This is a genomic window from Burkholderia sp. BCC1993, from assembly GCF_905339865.1.
Classification (GTDB): Bacteria; Pseudomonadota; Gammaproteobacteria; order Burkholderiales; family Burkholderiaceae; genus Burkholderia.
Genome location: NZ_CAJPGZ010000005.1, coordinates 119,169 through 136,504, shown reverse-complemented (window position 1 = coordinate 136,504; position 17,336 = coordinate 119,169). Strand labels below are relative to the sequence as shown.

General features: G+C 66.1%; 17 protein-coding genes and 1 tRNA gene. 6 read left to right on the top strand and 12 right to left on the bottom strand.

What is annotated here, in order from left to right; translation table 11 throughout:
- The first annotated feature begins 60 nt into the window (after window positions 1-60).
- Both U4Y91_RS09730 and U4Y91_RS09725 read left to right on the top strand, forming a co-directional pair.
- Window positions 61-387, top strand: coding sequence for a DUF2288 domain-containing protein (locus U4Y91_RS09730; protein ID WP_124501004.1), 327 nt, complete (start codon window positions 61-63; stop codon window positions 385-387).
- Between the two features lie 10 nt (window positions 388-397).
- Window positions 398-1,768 (top strand): MATE family efflux transporter, encoded by a 1,371-nt coding sequence (locus tag U4Y91_RS09725; protein WP_321804885.1) that lies wholly within the window; start codon window positions 398-400, stop codon window positions 1,766-1,768.
- A gap of 25 nt (window positions 1,769-1,793) precedes the next feature.
- Here the strand turns inward: U4Y91_RS09725 and U4Y91_RS09720 are convergent, their stop codons facing one another.
- Window positions 1,794-1,979 carry a hypothetical protein gene (locus tag U4Y91_RS09720; protein ID WP_321804884.1) on the bottom strand — a complete coding sequence of 62 codons (186 nt, stop codon included), beginning with the start codon at window positions 1,977-1,979 and terminating at the stop codon, window positions 1,794-1,796.
- 135 nt (window positions 1,980-2,114) lie between these two features.
- Between U4Y91_RS09720 and U4Y91_RS09715 the strand changes: the two genes are divergently transcribed.
- On the top strand, window positions 2,115-2,285 hold the full coding sequence (locus U4Y91_RS09715; protein WP_014897413.1) for a hypothetical protein: 171 nt from the start codon (window positions 2,115-2,117) through the stop codon (window positions 2,283-2,285).
- A 206-nt stretch (window positions 2,286-2,491) separates the two neighbouring features.
- On the opposite strand, the gene U4Y91_RS09710 is transcribed toward U4Y91_RS09715, so the two are convergent.
- Both U4Y91_RS09710 and sixA read right to left on the bottom strand, forming a co-directional pair.
- On the bottom strand, window positions 2,492-3,298 hold the full coding sequence (locus U4Y91_RS09710) for a GNAT family N-acetyltransferase (RefSeq protein WP_257775169.1): 807 nt from the start codon (window positions 3,296-3,298) through the stop codon (window positions 2,492-2,494).
- 159 nt (window positions 3,299-3,457) lie between these two features.
- Window positions 3,458-3,919, bottom strand: coding sequence for a phosphohistidine phosphatase SixA (gene sixA / locus U4Y91_RS09705; protein WP_321804883.1), 462 nt, complete (start codon window positions 3,917-3,919; stop codon window positions 3,458-3,460).
- A gap of 163 nt (window positions 3,920-4,082) precedes the next feature.
- Here sixA and U4Y91_RS09700 point away from each other — a divergent pair.
- Both U4Y91_RS09700 and U4Y91_RS09695 read left to right on the top strand, forming a co-directional pair.
- Window positions 4,083-4,159 (top strand) — tRNA-Pro (locus U4Y91_RS09700).
- A gap of 157 nt (window positions 4,160-4,316) precedes the next feature.
- Window positions 4,317-4,766: a hypothetical protein gene (locus tag U4Y91_RS09695; protein WP_321804882.1), complete on the top strand. Its 450-nt coding sequence runs from the start codon at window positions 4,317-4,319 to the stop codon at window positions 4,764-4,766.
- Window positions 4,767-4,818: 52 nt separating this feature from the next.
- On the opposite strand, the gene ppx is transcribed toward U4Y91_RS09695, so the two are convergent.
- Window positions 4,819-6,336 carry an exopolyphosphatase gene (gene ppx / locus U4Y91_RS09690; protein WP_321804881.1) on the bottom strand — a complete coding sequence of 506 codons (1,518 nt, stop codon included), beginning with the start codon at window positions 6,334-6,336 and terminating at the stop codon, window positions 4,819-4,821.
- Window positions 6,337-6,615: 279 nt separating this feature from the next.
- Between ppx and ppk1 the strand changes: the two genes are divergently transcribed.
- A complete protein-coding gene (gene ppk1 / locus U4Y91_RS09685; RefSeq protein WP_321804880.1) occupies window positions 6,616-8,679 on the top strand; it encodes a polyphosphate kinase 1 in 2,064 nt (687 codons plus the stop codon).
- Window positions 8,680-8,794: 115 nt separating this feature from the next.
- Here ppk1 and phoR read toward each other — a convergent pair whose 3' ends face one another.
- From phoR to glmM, 8 genes are all read right to left on the bottom strand, one after another.
- Window positions 8,795-10,114 (bottom strand): phosphate regulon sensor histidine kinase PhoR, encoded by a 1,320-nt coding sequence (gene phoR / locus U4Y91_RS09680; protein WP_321804879.1) that lies wholly within the window; start codon window positions 10,112-10,114, stop codon window positions 8,795-8,797.
- Window positions 10,115-10,171: 57 nt separating this feature from the next.
- Window positions 10,172-10,873, bottom strand: coding sequence for a phosphate regulon transcriptional regulator PhoB (phoB, locus tag U4Y91_RS09675; protein ID WP_006750313.1), 702 nt, complete (start codon window positions 10,871-10,873; stop codon window positions 10,172-10,174).
- Window positions 10,874-10,903: 30 nt separating this feature from the next.
- Window positions 10,904-11,608, bottom strand: a complete 705-nt coding sequence (gene phoU / locus U4Y91_RS09670) for a phosphate signaling complex protein PhoU (RefSeq protein WP_321804878.1) — start codon at window positions 11,606-11,608, stop codon at window positions 10,904-10,906.
- A gap of 18 nt (window positions 11,609-11,626) precedes the next feature.
- The gene (gene pstB, locus U4Y91_RS09665; RefSeq protein WP_039319486.1) at window positions 11,627-12,475 is read right to left on the bottom strand and encodes a phosphate ABC transporter ATP-binding protein PstB; all 849 of its coding nucleotides are present in this window, start codon (window positions 12,473-12,475) and stop codon (window positions 11,627-11,629) included.
- Between the two features lie 15 nt (window positions 12,476-12,490).
- On the bottom strand, window positions 12,491-13,384 hold the full coding sequence (gene pstA, locus U4Y91_RS09660; RefSeq protein ID WP_321801445.1) for a phosphate ABC transporter permease PstA: 894 nt from the start codon (window positions 13,382-13,384) through the stop codon (window positions 12,491-12,493).
- Window positions 13,381-14,367, bottom strand: a complete 987-nt coding sequence (pstC, locus tag U4Y91_RS09655) for a phosphate ABC transporter permease PstC (protein WP_321804877.1) — start codon at window positions 14,365-14,367, stop codon at window positions 13,381-13,383. Before pstC ends, pstA begins: the two co-directional genes overlap by 4 nt.
- Window positions 14,368-14,461: 94 nt before the next feature.
- Window positions 14,462-15,496 carry a phosphate ABC transporter substrate-binding protein PstS gene (gene pstS / locus U4Y91_RS09650; protein ID WP_321804876.1) on the bottom strand — a complete coding sequence of 345 codons (1,035 nt, stop codon included), beginning with the start codon at window positions 15,494-15,496 and terminating at the stop codon, window positions 14,462-14,464.
- Window positions 15,497-15,951: 455 nt separating this feature from the next.
- The gene (gene glmM, locus U4Y91_RS09645; RefSeq protein ID WP_321804875.1) at window positions 15,952-17,307 is read right to left on the bottom strand and encodes a phosphoglucosamine mutase; all 1,356 of its coding nucleotides are present in this window, start codon (window positions 17,305-17,307) and stop codon (window positions 15,952-15,954) included.
- Window positions 17,308-17,336 lie beyond the last annotated feature (29 nt).

Genomic DNA, 17,336 nt, shown 5'->3' with positions numbered 1-17,336 from the left:
GGCGGCCGCGCGCCCGGATGGTTTATAGTGGCGCCACGCAGTCTTTCCAGCACACAACCGATGTCCTCCCACCAACACGAATCCGCCGCGGGCGCGTCGCACAGCCCGCTTTACGCCAAACTCCTCGGCGAAACCGCCAAGATCGACTGGTGCGATCTCGAGCGCTTCTTCGCACAGGGCAAGCTGCTGTCGGTCGCACGCGATCTCGATCTCGTGAGCGTCGCGGAAGCGATCGCCGGCGACGACGCGGAACAGGTCACGCGCTGGCTGTCGTCCGGCCTCGTCGCACGCATGCCGGCGGAAACCGCCGCCGACTTCGCGGCGCGCAATCCGGAGCTGTGGGCGGTCGTCGTGTCGCCGTGGGTCTGCGTGCAGGAACGCGCCTGACGCGTTCGCCATGTCCGAATCCGCCTTACCGCACGGGGCCGGCGCCGGATCGGCCGCCGTCTCGCACCGGCGCGTCCTCGCGCTCGCCTTCCCGATCGTCCTCGCAAACCTGACCCAGCCGATCCTCGGCGCGGTCGACACGGCCGTCGCCGGCCACCTCGACGGCGCGCAGTATCTCGGCGGCGTCGCGCTCGGCGGGCTGTTCTTCAATTTCGTGTTCTGGGGCTTCGGCTTCTTGCGCATGGGCACGACCGGCCTCGTCGCGCAGGCGCACGGCGCCGGCGACGCCGCCGGCATCCGGCTGAACGTGCTGCGCGCGCTGATCGTCGCGTTCGCGCTCGGCACCGCCGTGCTCGCGCTGCAGGTGCCGCTGCTGTCGTTCGCGCTGACCGCGCTGGGCGGCAGCGAGGCCGTGCGCACGACGGCGCTGGCCTATGGCCACGCACGGATCTGGAGCGCGCCGTTCGCGCTCGCGAACTACGTCGTGCTCGGCTACCTGCTCGGCGTGCAACGCGTGCGGCTCGCGCTCGTCGCGCAGGTCTTCATCAACGCGGTGAATATCGGGGCCGTGCTGCTCTACGTGTACGGCTTCGGCTGGGGCATCGCCGGAATAGGTGCGGCGACCGCGACCGCCGACGCATGCGGCTTCGCGCTCGGCGCCTGGATGCTGTGGCGGCTGCGGCCGCGCGGCGTCGCGCCGCTGGCCGCGCGGGCGCTCGCGGACCGTGCGGCACTCAAGCGGCTGATCGCGCTCAATCGCGACATCTTCCTGCGCACGCTGTGCCTGCTCGGCGCGTTCGGCTGGTTCGCGCACCTCGGCGCCAGACAAGGCGACGCGACGCTCGCGGCCAACGCACTGCTGCTGAATTTCCAGACCTTCATGGCCTACGGGCTCGACGGTTTCGCGCACGCGGCCGAGGCACTCGTCGGCGCCGCAGCCGGCGCGCGCGACCGCGCCGCCTTCCGGCAGGCCGTGCGCGTCACGCTGCTGTGGTCCGCGCTCGGCGCGCTGCTGTTCGCGCTCGTCTACTGGGTCGCGGGCGGCTGGATCGTCGCGCGGCTGACCGACCAGGCCGAGATCCGCGCGGTCGCGCTGCGCTACCTGCCCTGGGCGGCGGTCTCGCCGATCGTGTCCGTGTGGGGATTCCTGCTCGACGGCGTGTTCATCGGCGCGACGCAAACGCAATCGCTGATGCGTGCGATGGTCGCGTCGTTCGCGATCTTCATCGCCGCGACGCTGGCGGCCGTCGGTCCGTTCGGCAATCACGGGCTTTGGTTCGCGCTGCTGCTGTTCATGGTCGCGCGCGGCGCGACGCTCGCGCGCTACCTGCCGGCGCTGATGCGGCGGATCGGCGCCGAAGCCTTCACGGCCGGCACCTGACGGCCGCGAAGGCCTGCCGCTATCGTTACTGCACGGCTGCGGGTGCCGACGGCGCCGGCTCGCCGAGCATCGACGGCGGCGTCATGTCGGTCGGCACACCGTGGTAATCGGCCGGATCTTGCGGCGGGTGGCCGCGACGGGCCTGGCGGGGATCGCTGGTACAGCCGGCAAGAATGGACGCGGCCAGCACGGCCAGCATGAAACGGGTCATCGGGAAGGCTCCGTAAAACGGCGCGCCCATCGCGCGCCAGGACCGCGCCGAGTCTAGCGGAATTCCGGGTTAGGGGTCGTTCCGCGCATGTCCTACTATGTACCCATGGCGCTGTGCCGTTGAAAGGAGGCTGCCATGTCGTCTGAAGAGATTGCCGGCCTGATCGGCCTGTTCATCGGCCTGATGGTGCTCGTCGCCCTGTCCTATTTCGAGTCGCGCGAATACAAGCGCAACCATGGCGGCGAAGGGATGATCCATCACTGGATGGCCGAACACCATCTGCTCGACTGGCGGCGCAAGCACTAGGCAAGCCCGCCCTGTCGTCCGGGCCGCCGCGCGCGACCCGCTCCGAACGTGCGCCCACCCGCACGGTGGTCGGCGCATGTCGCTCAAATTAACAGGGTCGGACAGGACAACATCCTCGGAATGGTCGAACGCCGTCGCGCGACAACCTGCCGCGCGACGGCGTTCGCTTGCGCGCGCCCGGGGCAGCGCGCCGCGATCGGGATGGCTCAGCCCAGGAAATGCCGGGCGTAGCGGGCGTTGATGTCCGACAGCCGGAACAGCGTCAGGAAGTCCGCGCAGTTGAAATCGGGATCCCACGCCGGCGCGCCGCAAATCTTCGCGCCGAGACGCAGATAGCCCTTGATCAGCGGCGGCGGCGCGACGACGGTGCCTGTCTGCAGTTCGTCGACCGGCAGCGCCGTATGCGGGAACGCACGGTATTCCGGTGCCGTCAGCGAGTTCGCCGGCAGCGACTGATACAGGTTCGCCGCATAATGGCCGCCGTCGGCCATCGACACGCTCGCGCAGCCGAGCATCGTCTCGTAGCCGTTTTGCATCATGTATGCGCCGAGACCGCCCCACAGCGCCATGATGACGGCGCCGCTGCGGTAGTCGCTGTGCACGCACGAGCGGCCGACCTCGACCATCTTGCCGCGCAGGTGCGTGAGGCGCGACAGGTCGAATTCGCCCTCGGCATACAGGCGGCCGACCCGCGCGGCCTCGTGCGGCGGCAGCACGCGATACGTACCGACCACCTTCAGCGTGTCGAGATCGCGCACCAGCAGGTGGTCGCAGTAGGCATCGAACGGATCGACGTCGAGACCGGACGGACCGCTGACCTGCGCGCCCATCTCTTCGGCGAACACGGTGTAGCGCAGGCGTTGGGCCTCGCGCAGCTCGTCTTCCGTGCGCGCCCAGGCGGCACGCAGACGGTACTCGGATGTGACGGTTTCAGCAGCGCGCGGCAGGTGACGCCGCGTCGTGTCGAGGGGAAGCGAGGCAAAAGGGAGCGTAGGCGTCGGCAGTTCTCGCATTAGGCTTTCCTGATCGTAAGGAATAGGACGACATGCCAGCCAATGTAGTAACCGGTCGTTACCGTTCTGTGGCACGACCGTGTCCTTTCAATGACGTGTCGCCGAATTGACTTTAGCAGAAAGCTTGCGAAACCGTATGATCAAAGCCCGCAAACCCCTTCAGGCAAGCTCCGGCGTCAATACCGCGCGCAGCACGGCCTGACGGCTGCCGTCGCGCGTGCGGCTCGCGAGCCACACGATGCCGCCCTTCTTGATGCTCCAGCTGTCGTCGTTGCCGGCGATCAATTGCGCCGCGACGCTGCCGAGCGTCGGCTGGTGTCCGACGATCACGACCGTCGACGCGATACCGTCGGGCCAGCCGGCGGCCGCCAGCACGTCGTCGACGCTGCCGCCCGGTGCGAGCGCATCGACGGTCCGGTACTGGTCGGTCAGCGCCTCGACCGTCTGCACGGTGCGCGCCGCCGGGCTCGCGAGGATCACGCTGTTCGGCTCGAGCCGGCCGCGCAGCCATTTGGCCATGGCCTGCGCTTCCTTGCGCCCGCGGGCCGTCAACTGGCGTGCGAGGTCGTTTGCCGCGTAGTCTTCGGCTTCGGCGTGGCGCCACAGGATCAGGTTCATCATGATGTCTCCCTCCATGCTTCGACGAATGGTTCGGCCGCCCACCCACGGGCCGGACGAACACACTTCGAATTGTCGCCAATCGTGCGCGGTTCGTGATGATGTGCGCCGTATGCAAAACGTGATTGACCCCGTCACCCATTAGACGATAGAATCTTCGGCTCGTCGGAGCGTAGCGCAGCCTGGTAGCGCATCTGATTTGGGATCAGAGGGTCGTAGGTTCGAATCCTATCGCTCCGACCACGATATACACGATAAGGGTTGCAAGCCATCGCGCTTGCAGCCCTTTTTCGTTTGGTCCGCCGTGCGCCTTCTCATCCCGCTGCCGCCCCATTCCCCGCCCGCGCACGAATCTTGCGGGAACACGCGATAATGTCCGCGACCCAACCCGCAACCGCGCATGAAAAACCACGTTTTCAAGACCGCCCTGCTCGGCGCGCTGCTCGCAATCGGCACATTCGGCACCCTCGGCACGTCCGGCGCCGCGTCGGCCAAGTCGCTCGACGACGCGCTCGACTGCCATTCGAACGGCCACAAGTTCGTCGCACCGCTGCTCGCGGCCGGCGACATCCAGTCGGAGCCGATGCACGTCGAAGCGAATTCGGTGAACGCGTTCCGCACGAACCATCCGCTGACCGCCTACGGCTTCGGCGTCTACGTCGTGCTCGGCTACCAGGCGAACGACCCGATCTTCCAGCCGGGCGACGGCACGCCGATCGGCAAATGGGCGTACGGCGTCGTGGTACGCGGCACGAAGAGTGCAGTCGAACAGGCCGTTCGCAATGCCGGCAGCGACGCAACCGTCAAGCAGGCGTTCCCGTTCCTGACCGCGATCGTGTGCTCCGACTGAGCACACCGCGAGGCAAGCGGCGCGAGGGCGCCGCGCCCTCGGTAGCGTCGCGTTACGCGCCCGTATAAACCACGCGATACGGAATCCCGACCTTCTCCCACTCGGCCGCTTCCTGGCTGAGGCTGTAGTCGGTCAACGGGTTCTGCTCGACCCATGCGCCCGGCAAGCGCACTTCATACCCGCCCTTCTTCATCTGCGACACGGAAATGTCCGGCAGCCCGGCATCGGTCCGGCGCCGGCACAGCAGCGCGGCGAGCCGCAGACAGAACAGCAGCGGCCATTCGACGTCGCGCGCCTGCGACAGCTTGCCGAGCTTGCCCGCATGCCCGAGCACGAGCGCGGCAAGGCGCGCCTGGTCGGTGCGCGAGAAGCCCGGCATGTCGGCGTTGCTGGCGATATACGCGGAATGCTTGTGATACGAGCTGTGCGAGATCGACAGGCCGATCTCGTGCAGCGCGGCAGCCCAGCCGAGGAACATCCGGCCTTCCTCGCGCGCTTCGTCGTCGTCGGACGGCTCGAGCTCGTCGTAGAACCGCACTGCCAGTGCGGCGATCCGCCCGGCCTGCGCGCGATCGACGCCGTAGCGGCGCGTGAAACCCTCGACGGTCACCGCACGCATGTCCTCGTGCTGGGCCCGGCCGAGCAGGTCGTACAGCACGCCGAGACGCAGCGCGCCGTCGGTGGTGTCGACGTAGTCGACACCCAGTTCCTCGAATACCGCGAGCATGATCGCGAGGCCGCCGGCAAGCACCGGCACGCGATCGGGCTTCAGCGCGATCAGCTTCAGCCGGTTCACGTTCTCGGACTTGATCAGCGCGCGCTTCAGGCGTTCGAGCCCGCCGCGCGAAATGCCGTGCGTGATGCCGGCGTCGTTGAAGCCGTTCGCCTCGACGAGCTCCGCGAGCGCACGCGCGGTACCCGACGAACCGATCGCCTGGTCCCATCCGGCCTTCTTGTACTCGCTGGAAATGATCTGGATCTCGCGCTTGGCCGCGAGTTCGGCCTGCCGCATCGTGTATTCGTCGACGTTGCCGGCCGGGAAGAACGCCCGGCTATGGCTCACGCAGCCGATGTAGAGGCTCTCCATCACGAGCGGCGTGTAGTGCGAGCCGATGATGAATTCGGTCGAGCCGCCGCCGATGTCGACGACGAGCCGCTTGCCCGCGCTCGCCGGCACCGAATGCGCAGCACCCGCATAGATCAGGCGCGCCTCTTCGCGGCCCGCGATCACTTCGATCGGAAAACCGAGCGCCGCTTCGGCCTCGCCGAGGAATTCGCCCGCGTTCTTCGCGACGCGCAGCGTGTTGGTCGCGACCGCGCGCACATGATCGGGATGGAAATCGCGCAGGCGCTCGCCGAACCGCTTGAGCGCCTCCCAGCCACGTTCCTGCGACGCGCGATCGAGCATCTTGTCGCTCGACAGGCCCGCGGCCAGTCGAACGGGCTCGCGCAGCGCATCGACGGGATAGATCTGGCTGCCCGCCGACGTTTCCTCGACGCGCCCGACGATCAGCCGGAAGCTGTTCGAGCCGAGATCCACGGCGGCCAGCAAATGGGGGGATGTAACCATCAGAAGGGAGCTCCGTGCGCGTTCGCCCGCGGCAGCCGCTCCGGCCTCGCTGGACGATCAATCAAAGGCGACATTTTAAGCGTGGAACGCTTGCCATTGCCACGCTTCACGGGCATGTACACGGGTAGAAAGTATATGGCCGAAACATTTATGAGACGAATCGGTTCAAGCGTAGAATTTCCCGATATAAATACATTATCGTCATCAGCACGTCATCGTACCGTGAGAGTTTCCGAGCGTCCTTTCGAATCATCGCCTGAATCACCCCCTACTCTGCCGATGTCCGTCCGTTATCCGCTTCTCAATCGTGAACTCGGCATCCTCGGCTTCAACGAGCGCGTGCTGGCCCAGGCGGCTGACCCGCACATTCCGTTGCTCGAGCGACTGCGCTTCATCTGCATCACCAGCAGCAACCTCGACGAGTTCTTCGAAGTCCGGATGGCCGGCCTTCAGGAACAGATCCGCGACAACCCCGGCGCCCTGACGCCCGACGGCATGTCGCTGCAGCACGCTTACGATCTCGTCGTCGAGCGCGCGCAGCGGCTCGTGCACCGTCAGTACACGATGCTGCACGAAACCGTGCTCCCCGCGCTCGAACAGGAAGGCATCTACTTCCACGCGAGCGACGCGTGGAACGACGAGCAGCTCGAATGGGCACGCCGCTACTTCTTCGACGAACTGCTGCCGGTGCTGACGCCGATCGGCCTCGATCCCGCGCACCCGTTCCCGCGCGTGCTGAACAAGAGCCTGAACTTCGTCGTCGAGCTCGAAGGCCGCGACGCGTTCGGCCGCCAGGCGGTGATGGGCATCGTGCAGGCGCCGCGCGCGCTGCCGCGCGTCGTGCGCATGCCGCAGGCGCTGTCGGGCTTCGAGCACGGCTTCGTGCTGCTCAGCTCGTTCATGCAGCGCTTCGTCGGCGAACTGTTCCCGCAACTGGTCGTGAAGAGCTGCAACCAGTTCCGCATCACGCGCAACAGCGAGCTGTTCGTCGACGAGGACGAAATCACCAACCTGCGCGTCGCGCTGCAGGGCGAACTGCCCGCGCGCCACCTCGGCAACGCGGTGCGGCTCGAGGTGTCGGCCGACACGCCGGCGCATATCGTGCGACGCCTGCTCGAGGAAAGCCTGCTCGGCGAGAAGGACTGCTACCGCGTGGCCGGCTCCGTGAACCTCGTGCGGCTGATGCAGATCCCCGATCTCGTCGATCGACCCGACCTGAAGTTCGCGCCGTTCACCGCATCGATCCCGCCCGCGATCGCGAGCGCGCCGACGATGTTCGACGCGATCGACGACGGCGACATCCTGCTGCACCACCCGTACGAAAGCTTCCAGCCGGTGCTCGAACTGCTGCAGCAGGCCGCGAAGGACCCGAGCGTTGTCGCGATCAAGCAGACGATCTACCGCACCGGTACCGATTCGCCGCTGATGGACGCGCTGATGGAAGCCGCCCGCAACGGCAAGGAAGTGACCGTCGTCGTCGAGCTGCTCGCGCGCTTCGACGAAGAAACCAACATCAACTGGGCGTCGCAGCTCGAAGCCGTCGGCGCGCACGTCGTGTACGGCGTGGTCGGCCACAAGTGCCACGCGAAGATGATGCTGATCGTGCGGCGCGTCGTGCAGAACGGCAAGGCGTCGCTGCGCCGCTACGTGCACCTCGGCACCGGCAACTATCACCCGCGCACCGCCCGCCTCTACACCGACTTCGGGCTGATGACGGCCGACCAGAAGATCTGCGAGGACGTCCACCACGTCTTCCAGCAGCTGACCGGGATCGGCGGCGAACTCACGCTGCACGAGCTGTGGCAGTCGCCGTTCACGCTGCATCCGCGCATCATCGAATCGATCCGCGCGGAGATCGACAATGCACGCGCCGGCAAGCGCGCGCGCGTGGTCGCGAAGATGAACGCGCTGCTGGAGCCGTCGGTGATCGCCGCGCTGTACGAAGCGTCGCAGGCCGGCGTGAAGGTCGACCTGATCGTGCGCGGCGTGTGCGCGCTGAAGCCGGGCGTGCCGGGGCTGTCGGACAACATCACCGTGCGCTCGATCGTGGGGCGCTTCCTCGAACACCACCGCATCTACTATTTCCACGCGGGCGGCGCCGAGGACGTGTATCTGTCGAGCGCCGACTGGATGGACCGCAACCTGTTCCGCCGCGTCGAAGTCGCGTTCCCGATCCGCGAGCGCAAGCTGAAGCGCCGCGTGATCGCCGAAGGGCTGTCGGTCTGCCTCGGCGACAACCAGTCGGCCTGGCAGATGCTCAGCGACGGCCACTACCGCCGGCGGCGCGCGGGCAAGACGATCCGCAACGCGCAACTCGGGCTGCTCGCGAAGTTCTGTTCGTAAGCACACGGCGCGCGGTTTCGCGTGCCGCGCAACAAGCAAAAAAGCACAGCCCGAGGGCTGTGCTTTTTTGTTTCCGCCGGGGTGCCGACGTGAGGCACCGCTTCGCGTTACGCGCTCACGCCTCGAACGCGGCCGGCCGGATCGCAATGATCCGCGAGCCCGGGAAGCGCGCGGTGAACGTGCTGCCGCGCCCTTCCTCGCTCTGCACGTACAGGTGCGAGTCGTGCCGCTGCAGCACGTGCTTGACGATCGCGAGGCCGAGCCCCGTGCCGCCCGTATCGCGCGAGCGGCTGCGGTCGACGCGGTAGAAGCGTTCGGTCAGCCGCGGCAGGTCGGCGGCCGGAATGCCGAAGCCGCTGTCGGTGACGGAGAACACGCCCTGCGCGCCCTCGCGCCGCCACGACACCAGGATCTTGCCGCCGTCCGGCGTATAGCGGATCGCGTTGGTCACGAGATTCGCGAACGCACTGAACACTTCGGTCTGCGCGCCCGTGACGCCGAGCGTCTCGTCGATCGCGAACGCGATCTCGTGATGCCCGTTCGACAGCGTCTGCGCATCCTCCTTCAGATGGTCGAACACGGCACGCATGTCGATCGCGTGATCCATCGACGGCTTGCTTTCGCCCTCGAGCTTCGCGAGCACCAGCAGGTCGGTGACGATGTGCCGCATCCGCGACGCCTGCTGCTCCATCATCTCGAGATAGCGCGCGCGATCTTCCTCGTTCAGCGGCAGTTCGCGCATCGTCTCGAGAAAGCCCGACAGCACGGTGAGCGGCGTCTTCAGTTCGTGCGACACGTTCGCGACGAAGTCGCGCCGCATCGCGTCGGTCCGCTCGAGCTCCGTGATGTCCTGCGTGAGCAGCAGCTTGCGGTTCTCGCCGTACGGGAACACCTGCACTTCCAGCACGTTCTGCCGCGAGTCGCCCATCCCGCGCATCACGAGCGTCTCGTCGTAATGCTGCGCGTTCAGGTAACGGACGAACTCCGGATGACGAACCAGGTTCGTGACGTGCTGGCGCAGGTCGCGCTTCGCATCGAGGCCGAAGTGCACTTCGGCGATCGCGTTGCACCACTCGATCTGGTCATGGTCGTCGAGCATCGCGACGCCGTTCGGCGACGCCTGGATCGCCTGGATGAAGCGCGAATGCTGTTGCTCGACCTGCCGCACCTGCGCATGCCACTGCTTCGCGAGCTTGTGCAGCCGGTAGTAGATTTCCCCCCAGATGCCCGGTGCGCTCGGCACCTCGCCGTAGACGGGCGCATCGAGCAAACGCCACAGGCGTTGCGTATGGAAGGTGCTGAAGAAGCCCTGCGCGACCAGCATCACGACCGCGAACCCGAGGGCCGTGATCGGGCCGGCGAATACGCCGACCAATACGCTGATCAGCACGAGCAGCACGAGCGACACCAGAAAGCGCGCCCAGATGATGTTCATGATTCAGCGTCCGAAAGAATGAACGGCATGCCGTGGCACACGGCATGTCCGGATACGTTACGCGTGCTTGGCGAGCCGGTAGCCGCTGCCGCGCACGGTCTCGATCATCGCATCGCAGCCGGCCGGTTTCAAGGCCGCGCGCAATCGTTTGATATGGACGTCGACGGTGCGTTCTTCGACGAACACATGATCGCCCCAGACCTGGTCGAGCAGTTGCGTGCGGCTATGCACGCGCTCCGGATGCGTCATGAAGAAATGCAGCAGGCGGAATTCGGTCGGGCCGAGATCGAGCTTGATCTCGCTGCCGTCGCCGTGCGCGGCGACCCGATGCGTGGCCGGATCGAGGCGCAGCCCGTTGATCGACACGACGTCCTCGGTCAGCTGCGGCGCGCGGCGGCGCAGCACGGCCTTGATGCGCGCCATCAGCTCCTTCGGCGAGAACGGTTTCGTCACGTAGTCGTCCGCGCCGATCTCGAGGCCGAGCACCTTGTCCTGCTCGTCGCCGCGCGCGGTCAGCATGATGATCGGGATGTGCTTGGTCCGTTCGTTGTTGCGCAGGTCGCGCGCGAACGCGATGCCGGACTTGCCCGGCAGCATCCAGTCGAGCAGCACGAGATCGGGCAGCACGTCGCTGATCAGGTTCTGCGCCTGCTCCGCGTTGTACGCGCGGATCGGGCAGTGACCGGCATGCTGGAGATTCACCGAGATCAGTTCGGAAATCGCTGGCTCATCTTCAACGACGAGAATGTTGCTGGGCATCGGCACCTCTGTTCTTCCTTACGGAGTCGATTAACTGTTGGCTTCGCGATCGAGCGTGTCGCGCGGCTGGTGCCGCACGTCGGTGCCCTTCACGATGTAGATGATGAATTCGGCGATGTTCTTCGCGTGGTCGCCGATTCGTTCGATCGCCTTCGCGATGAACAGGTACTCGAGGCCGACCGAGATCGTGCGCGGATCTTCCTGCATGTACGACACGAGCTTGCGCACGAACGCGCGGAATTCGAGGTCGATTTCCTTGTCGTCCTTGACGATCTGCGCGGCCGCCACCGTATCGAGGCGCGCGAACGCGTCGAGCGCGCGGCGCAGGATCGTCACGGCCATCTCGCCCGACACCTTGATCTCGGCAATGTTCACCGTGCGCGCGGCCGGCTCTTCGATCAGGCGGCGCACGCGCTTCGCGATCTTCTCGGCCTCGTCGCCGGCGCGCTCGAGGTTCGTAATCGTTTTCGAAATCGACATCAGAAGACGCAGGTCGCGCGCGGCAGGCTGCCTCCGCGCGATGATATTGCCGCACTCCTGGTCGATGTCGACTTCCATCGCGTTCAGCGTTTCCTCGGCCGTGATCACCTTCTCGGCCATCTCGCGATCGAATTCGTTCAGCGCATGCATCGCGCCGACGATCTGCGACTCGACGAGCCCGCCCATTTCCAGCACTTTCGACGACACGGCATTCAGGTCCGCGTCGAACTGGCTCGACAGATGTTTATCCGACATGGTTGTGATTCTCCGTCATCAGCCGAAACGGCCGGTGATGTAGTCTTCCGTTTCCTTGCGTACCGGCTTGATGAAGATCTTTTCGGTTTCGCCGAATTCGATCAGCTCGCCCAGGTACATGTAGGCCGTGAAGTCCGAGCAGCGCGCGGCCTGCTGCATGTTGTGCGTGACGATCACGACCGTGTAGTCGCTCTTCAGCTCGGCAATCAGCTCCTCGATGCGGCCCGTCGAGATCGGGTCGAGCGCCGAGCACGGCTCGTCGAGCAGCAGCACTTCCGGACGGATCGCGATGCCGCGCGCGATGCACAGACGCTGCTGCTGGCCGCCCGACAGCCCGTAGCCGCTCTGGTTCAGCTTGTCCTTCACTTCGTTCCACAGCGCGGCCTTCGTCAGCGCCCACTCGACGCGATCGTCCATCTCCGAGCGCGTGAGCTTCTCGAACATCTTCACGCCGAACGCGATGTTGTCGTAGATCGACATCGGGAACGGGGTCGGCTTCTGGAACACCATGCCGATCCGCGCACGCAGCAGCGAGATGTCGCGCTTGGTGGTCAGCAGGTTCTCGCCGTCCATCAGGATTTCGCCTTCGGCGCGCTGCTCCGGATAGAGCGCGAACATCTTGTTGAACGTGCGCAGCAGCGTCGACTTGCCGCAGCCCGACGGGCCGATGAACGCCGTCACCTTCCCTTCGGGAATGCGCAGGTTGATGTTCTTCAGCGCATGGAACTTGTTGTAGAAGAAGTTGAGGTTGTTGACCTCGATCTTCGCGTTCAGCGGCGCCAGCGGACGGCCATGCGCAGCATCGTGCGTGCCGGCGGGCGCAGCGGTGCGCTCGACGGGATTCAGGTGGCTTTCTGCCATATTCATCGGATTGCTCCGCCGTTACTTTTTCGAGAAGATCGAGCGCGCCAGGATGTTGAGTCCGAGCACCCCGAGCGTGATCAGGAACACGCCCGCCCATGCGAGCGACTGCCATTCGGCGAACGGGCTCATCGCGAACTTGTAGATCGTGACGGGCAGGTTGGCCATCGGCTGGCTCATGTCGACCGAGAAGAACTGGTTCGACAGGGCCGTGAACAGCAGCGGCGCCGTTTCGCCGGCGATTCGCGCGATCGCGAGCAGCACGCCCGTCACGATCCCGCCGACCGACGCGCGCAGCGTGATCTTCAGCACCATGCGCCACTTCGGCGTGCCGAGCGCGACGGCTGCTTCGCGCAGCGCGTTCGGCACGAGCTTCAGCATGTTCTCGGTCGTGCGGATCACGATCGGAATCTGCAGCAGCGCGAGCGCGATCACGCCGGCCCAGCCCGAGAAGCGCCCCGACTTCGCGACGACGATCGCGTACACGAACAGGCCGATGACGATCGACGGTGCCGACAGCAGGATGTCGTTGATGAAGCGGATCGTGCTCGCCAGCAGGTTCTTCTGGCCGTATTCGGCGAGATAGACGCCCGCGAGGATGCCGATCGGCGTGCCGACCAGCGTGCCGAAACCGCACAGCAGCAGGCTGCCGACGATCGCGTTCGCCAGGCCGCCGCCTTCGGTGTTCGGTGCCGGCGTCGATTCGGTGAACAGCTGCAGCGACAGGCCGCCGACACCAAGATGCACCGTCGTGTAGAGAATCCACACCAGCCACAGCAGGCCGAATGCCATCGCAGCGAGCGACGCGGTCAGCGCGATCGCGTTGGTCACCTTGCGCTTGCGCTGCAGGCGGTTGCGCATCGCGTCGAGCGCGGCGCCGTTCGGCCCCGGGAAATTCATGATGGGCTCGCTCATTTCTTGCCCTCTCCCTTCTCGAGACGAAGCAGCAGCAGTTTGGAGATGGACAGCACGATGAACGTGATCACGAACAGGATCAGGCCCAGTTCCATCAGGGCGGACGTATGCAGGCCCGGTTGCGCTTCCGCGAATTCGTTCGCGAGCGCCGACGTGATGCTGTTGCCCGGCGCGAACAGCGACACGCTGTCGAGCAGGTTCGTGTTGCCGATCACGAAGGTCACGGCCATCGTTTCGCCGAGCGCGCGGCCGAGGCCGAGCATCACGCCGCCGATCACGCCGGTCTTCGTATAGGGCAGCACGACCTTCCACATCACTTCCCACGTCGTGCAGCCGATCCCGTACGCCGATTCCTTCAGCAGCACGGGCGTGACTTCGAACACGTCGCGCATCACCGATGCGATGTACGGGATGATCATGATCGCGAGGATCACGCCGGCCGCGAGGATGCCGATACCGATCGGCGCGCCGGACGTCAGCGGGCCGATCACCCACACGTCCTTGAACAGGCGGCCGATCGGCTTCTGGAAGTATTCGGCGAAGATCGGCGCGAACACGAGCAGGCCCCACATGCCGTACACGATCGACGGAATCGCGGCGAGCAGCTCGATCGCGATGCCGAGCGGGCGGCGCAGCCATACGGGCGACAGTTCGGTGAGGAACAGCGCGATGCCGAAGCTGACCGGCACCGCGATGAGGAGTGCGATGATCGACGTCACGATCGTGCCGTAGATCGGCACGAGTGCGCCGTAGATATCCGAGTTCGGATCCCACTCGGATTGCCACAGGAAGCCGAGGCCGAACTTCTGGATGGTCGGCAGCGACGCAATGATGAGGGAAACGATGATCCCGCCCAGCAGCAGCAGGGTCACGATCGCGGCGAGCCGGGCGAGGCCACCGAACAGAACGTCTCCGAGACGGCTCGGCGCGCGTTGCGACGCGGCGTCGGCGGACCGGGAGGACGTGTACGAAATATCAGACATGGGCGCCTGTTCTGGATCGCCGGGCGCCGTAACGCCCGGCCTTACCGCACACACTGCCCGGCCGGCACGACCGGGCAGCGAACCGCTGGATGGCTTACTCTGCGGCGACCGGCTTGCCCGATCCGTCCGTCACCTTCGTCTTCCACTGCTTGCGGATTTCCGTCTCGACCGATGCCGGCAGCGAGATGTAGTCGAGGCTGTCGGCGGCCTTCTCGCCGTTCTTGAACGCCCAGCTGAAGAACTTCAGCGTTTCGGCGCCCTGCTCCGGCTTTTCCTGCTTCGCGTGCAGCAGCACGAACGTCGCGCCGACGACCGGCCATGCTTCCTTGCCCGGCTGGTTCGTCAGGATCTGGTAGAACGACTTCGACCAGTTCGCGCCTGCGGCAGCGGCCTTGAACGTTTCGGTCTTCGGCTCGACCACCGTGCCCGTCGAGTTCTTCAGGGCCGTGTAGATCATGCTGTTCTTCTTCGCGTACGCCCACTCGACGTAGCCGATCGCGCCCGGCAGGCGCTGCACGAACGCCGCGACGCCGTCGTTGCCCTTGCCGCCCGTGCCCGTCGGCCAGTTGACCGTCGTGCCTTCGCCGATCTTCGACTTCCATTCGTCGTTGACCTTCGACAGGTAGTTCGTCCAGATGAAGCTCGTGCCCGAGCCGTCAGCGCGGCGAACGACCGCGATGTCGGTATCCGGCAGCTTGACCTTCGGGTTCAGCGCGGCGATCGCCGGGTCGTTCCACTTCTTGATCTTGCCGAGGTAGATGTCGCCGAGCACCGGGCCCGACAGCGTCAGTTCGCCAGCCTTCACGCCCGGCACGTTGATCACCGGCACCACGCCGCCAACCACCGTCGGGAACTGGAACAGGCCTTCCTTCGCGAGTTCGTCATCCTTCAGCGGCGCGTCCGAACCGGCAAAATCGACCGTCTTCGCGACGATCTGCTTCAGGCCGCCCGACGAGCCGATACCCTGGTAGTTCACCTTCGCGCCGCCGGACTGCTGGTAGTCCGCAGCCCATTTCGTATAGATCGGCATCGCGAACGTGCTGCCTGCGCCCGTGATGTCGGCAGCTTGCGCGGCGACTGCGAAAAGCGCGCCAGCCAGGCCGGCAATCGCGGTTTGCATCAATTTCATGAGACCTCCAGTGTGTGAGCGGATGACTACGGCACCGCGAAGGTTAGGGGCTCCTCATGACGATAATGTGACAATCGATGAAACTGGCGTGACAGTAACATGACTGGTTGAAAGGGTGTGGCGGGCCCGGTTCGGGCAGCCGCACAAGCGCGGCGCGGCGGGATCGGCGGCAAGAATTGCCGGTCAGGAGAAGGCAGATCGGCACCCGCCGATACGGGGTGCGAGCGGATCGTATCGCAGCGCAAGCGGACCGGAAAGCCCCCTTGCCGCAGCGGTCACGATTCAGGGTCGGAGGATTTATTTGATCAGACGAAATCCGCGTCGAAATCGCCTTCTATCTAATAGCGCAAACCTTTGCGTCTGACGAATTGCGGCGCCCGCAGGCGCCGCATGTCGAATCACCGGAGCGGCGGCGCGCACCCGGCCGGACCGTCGCGCGCCGTCACCGAGCCGGTTCAGGCCGTCGCCGCGCGCACCGCGTCGGCGATCGCTTCCGCGTGACGCGTCGCGTCGGCCGCATGCCGGGCCTCGACCATCACGCGCAGCACGGGCTCGGTGCCCGACGCGCGGATCAGCACGCGGCCGTGACCGGCCAGCGCGCCTTCGGCCGCGTCGATCGCCGCGCGAATCGATGCGTTGCCCTTCCAGTCGGCGCCCGGCTTCATCCGCACGTTGATCAGCTTCTGCGGGAACAGCGTGACGCCGTCGAGCATCTGCGCGAGCGTGCGGCCGCTGCGCTTGAGCGCGGCCAGCACGAGCAGCGCCGACACGATGCCGTCGCCGGTCGAATGGCGGTCGAGCGACAGGATGTGGCCCGAGCCTTCCGCGCCGAGCTGCCAGCCACGCTCGCGCAACTGTTCGAGCACGTAGCGGTCGCCGACCGCCGCGCGCACGAACGCCACGCCCTCACGCTGCAGCGCGACCTCGACCGCGAGGTTCGTCATCAGCGTGCCGACCGCGCCGTCGACCTTGCCGGCCGTCGCGATCCGGTCCTTCACGAGCACGTAGAGCAGCTCGTCGCCGTTGTACAGCCGGCCGGTCGAATCGACGACCTGCAGGCGGTCCGCATCGCCGTCGAGCGCGATGCCGAGGTCCGCATGGTTCGCCCGCACCGCGCGCACCAGTGCATCAGGCGCGGTGGCGCCGACACCGTCGTTGATGTTGAAGCCGTTCGGCGCGACGCCGATCGGGATCACTTCCGCGCCGAGTTCGTGGAACACGTGCGGCGCGATCTGGTACGCGGCGCCGTGCGCGCAGTCGATCACGAGCTTCAGCCCGCGCAGATCGTAGGCGGCCGGGAACGTGCTCTTGCAGAACTCGATGTAGCGGCCGGCCGCATCGTCGAGGCGGCGCGCCTTGCCGAGCCGGTCCGACGATGCGCATTCGAGCGGCTTGTCGAGCCATGCCTCGATCTCGGCCTCGGTATCGTCGGGCAGCTTGTTGCCGTCGGCGGAGAAGAACTTGATCCCGTTGTCCTGGTACGGGTTGTGCGATGCGCTGATCACGACGCCGGCCGACAGGCGCAGCGCGCGCGTCAGATACGCGACGCCCGGCGTCGGCATCGGGCCGGCCAGCATCACGTCGACCCCGGCCGCCGAGAAGCCGGCCTCGAGCGCGGCCTCGAGCATGTAGCCCGACACGCGCGTGTCCTTGCCGATCAGTACCGTCGGCCGTGCACCCGCCGCGACGTCGGCCGCACCGGCCAGTACCTTGCCGGCTGCATAGCCGAGACGCAACACGAAATCAGGCGTGATGGGCGCGTCGCCCACCGTGCCGCGAATGCCGTCCGTGCCGAAATATCGACGTCCCATGGCGAACCTTCCTCCTTCGTCTTTCTGAC

Excerpts from the sequence above, each read along its gene's own strand:
- U4Y91_RS09730 (WP_124501004.1), top strand. The coding sequence starts at position 61 with ATGTCCTCCCACCAACACGAATCCGCCGCGGGCGCGTCGCACAGCCCG.
- U4Y91_RS09725 (WP_321804885.1), top strand. The coding sequence starts at position 398 with ATGTCCGAATCCGCCTTACCGCACGGGGCCGGCGCCGGATCGGCCGCC.
- U4Y91_RS09720 (WP_321804884.1), bottom strand. The coding sequence starts at position 1,979 with ATGACCCGTTTCATGCTGGCCGTGCTGGCCGCGTCCATTCTTGCCGGC.
- U4Y91_RS09715 (WP_014897413.1), top strand. The coding sequence starts at position 2,115 with ATGTCGTCTGAAGAGATTGCCGGCCTGATCGGCCTGTTCATCGGCCTG.
- U4Y91_RS09710 (WP_257775169.1), bottom strand. The coding sequence starts at position 3,298 with ATGCGAGAACTGCCGACGCCTACGCTCCCTTTTGCCTCGCTTCCCCTC.
- sixA (WP_321804883.1), bottom strand. The coding sequence starts at position 3,919 with ATGATGAACCTGATCCTGTGGCGCCACGCCGAAGCCGAAGACTACGCG.
- U4Y91_RS09695 (WP_321804882.1), top strand. The coding sequence starts at position 4,317 with ATGAAAAACCACGTTTTCAAGACCGCCCTGCTCGGCGCGCTGCTCGCA.
- ppx (WP_321804881.1), bottom strand. The coding sequence starts at position 6,336 with ATGGTTACATCCCCCCATTTGCTGGCCGCCGTGGATCTCGGCTCGAAC.
- ppk1 (WP_321804880.1), top strand. The coding sequence starts at position 6,616 with ATGTCCGTCCGTTATCCGCTTCTCAATCGTGAACTCGGCATCCTCGGC.
- phoR (WP_321804879.1), bottom strand. The coding sequence starts at position 10,114 with ATGAACATCATCTGGGCGCGCTTTCTGGTGTCGCTCGTGCTGCTCGTG.
- phoB (WP_006750313.1), bottom strand. The coding sequence starts at position 10,873 with ATGCCCAGCAACATTCTCGTCGTTGAAGATGAGCCAGCGATTTCCGAA.
- phoU (WP_321804878.1), bottom strand. The coding sequence starts at position 11,608 with ATGTCGGATAAACATCTGTCGAGCCAGTTCGACGCGGACCTGAATGCC.
- pstB (WP_039319486.1), bottom strand. The coding sequence starts at position 12,475 with ATGAATATGGCAGAAAGCCACCTGAATCCCGTCGAGCGCACCGCTGCG.
- pstA (WP_321801445.1), bottom strand. The coding sequence starts at position 13,384 with ATGAGCGAGCCCATCATGAATTTCCCGGGGCCGAACGGCGCCGCGCTC.
- pstC (WP_321804877.1), bottom strand. The coding sequence starts at position 14,367 with ATGTCTGATATTTCGTACACGTCCTCCCGGTCCGCCGACGCCGCGTCG.
- pstS (WP_321804876.1), bottom strand. The coding sequence starts at position 15,496 with ATGAAATTGATGCAAACCGCGATTGCCGGCCTGGCTGGCGCGCTTTTC.
- glmM (WP_321804875.1), bottom strand. The coding sequence starts at position 17,307 with ATGGGACGTCGATATTTCGGCACGGACGGCATTCGCGGCACGGTGGGC.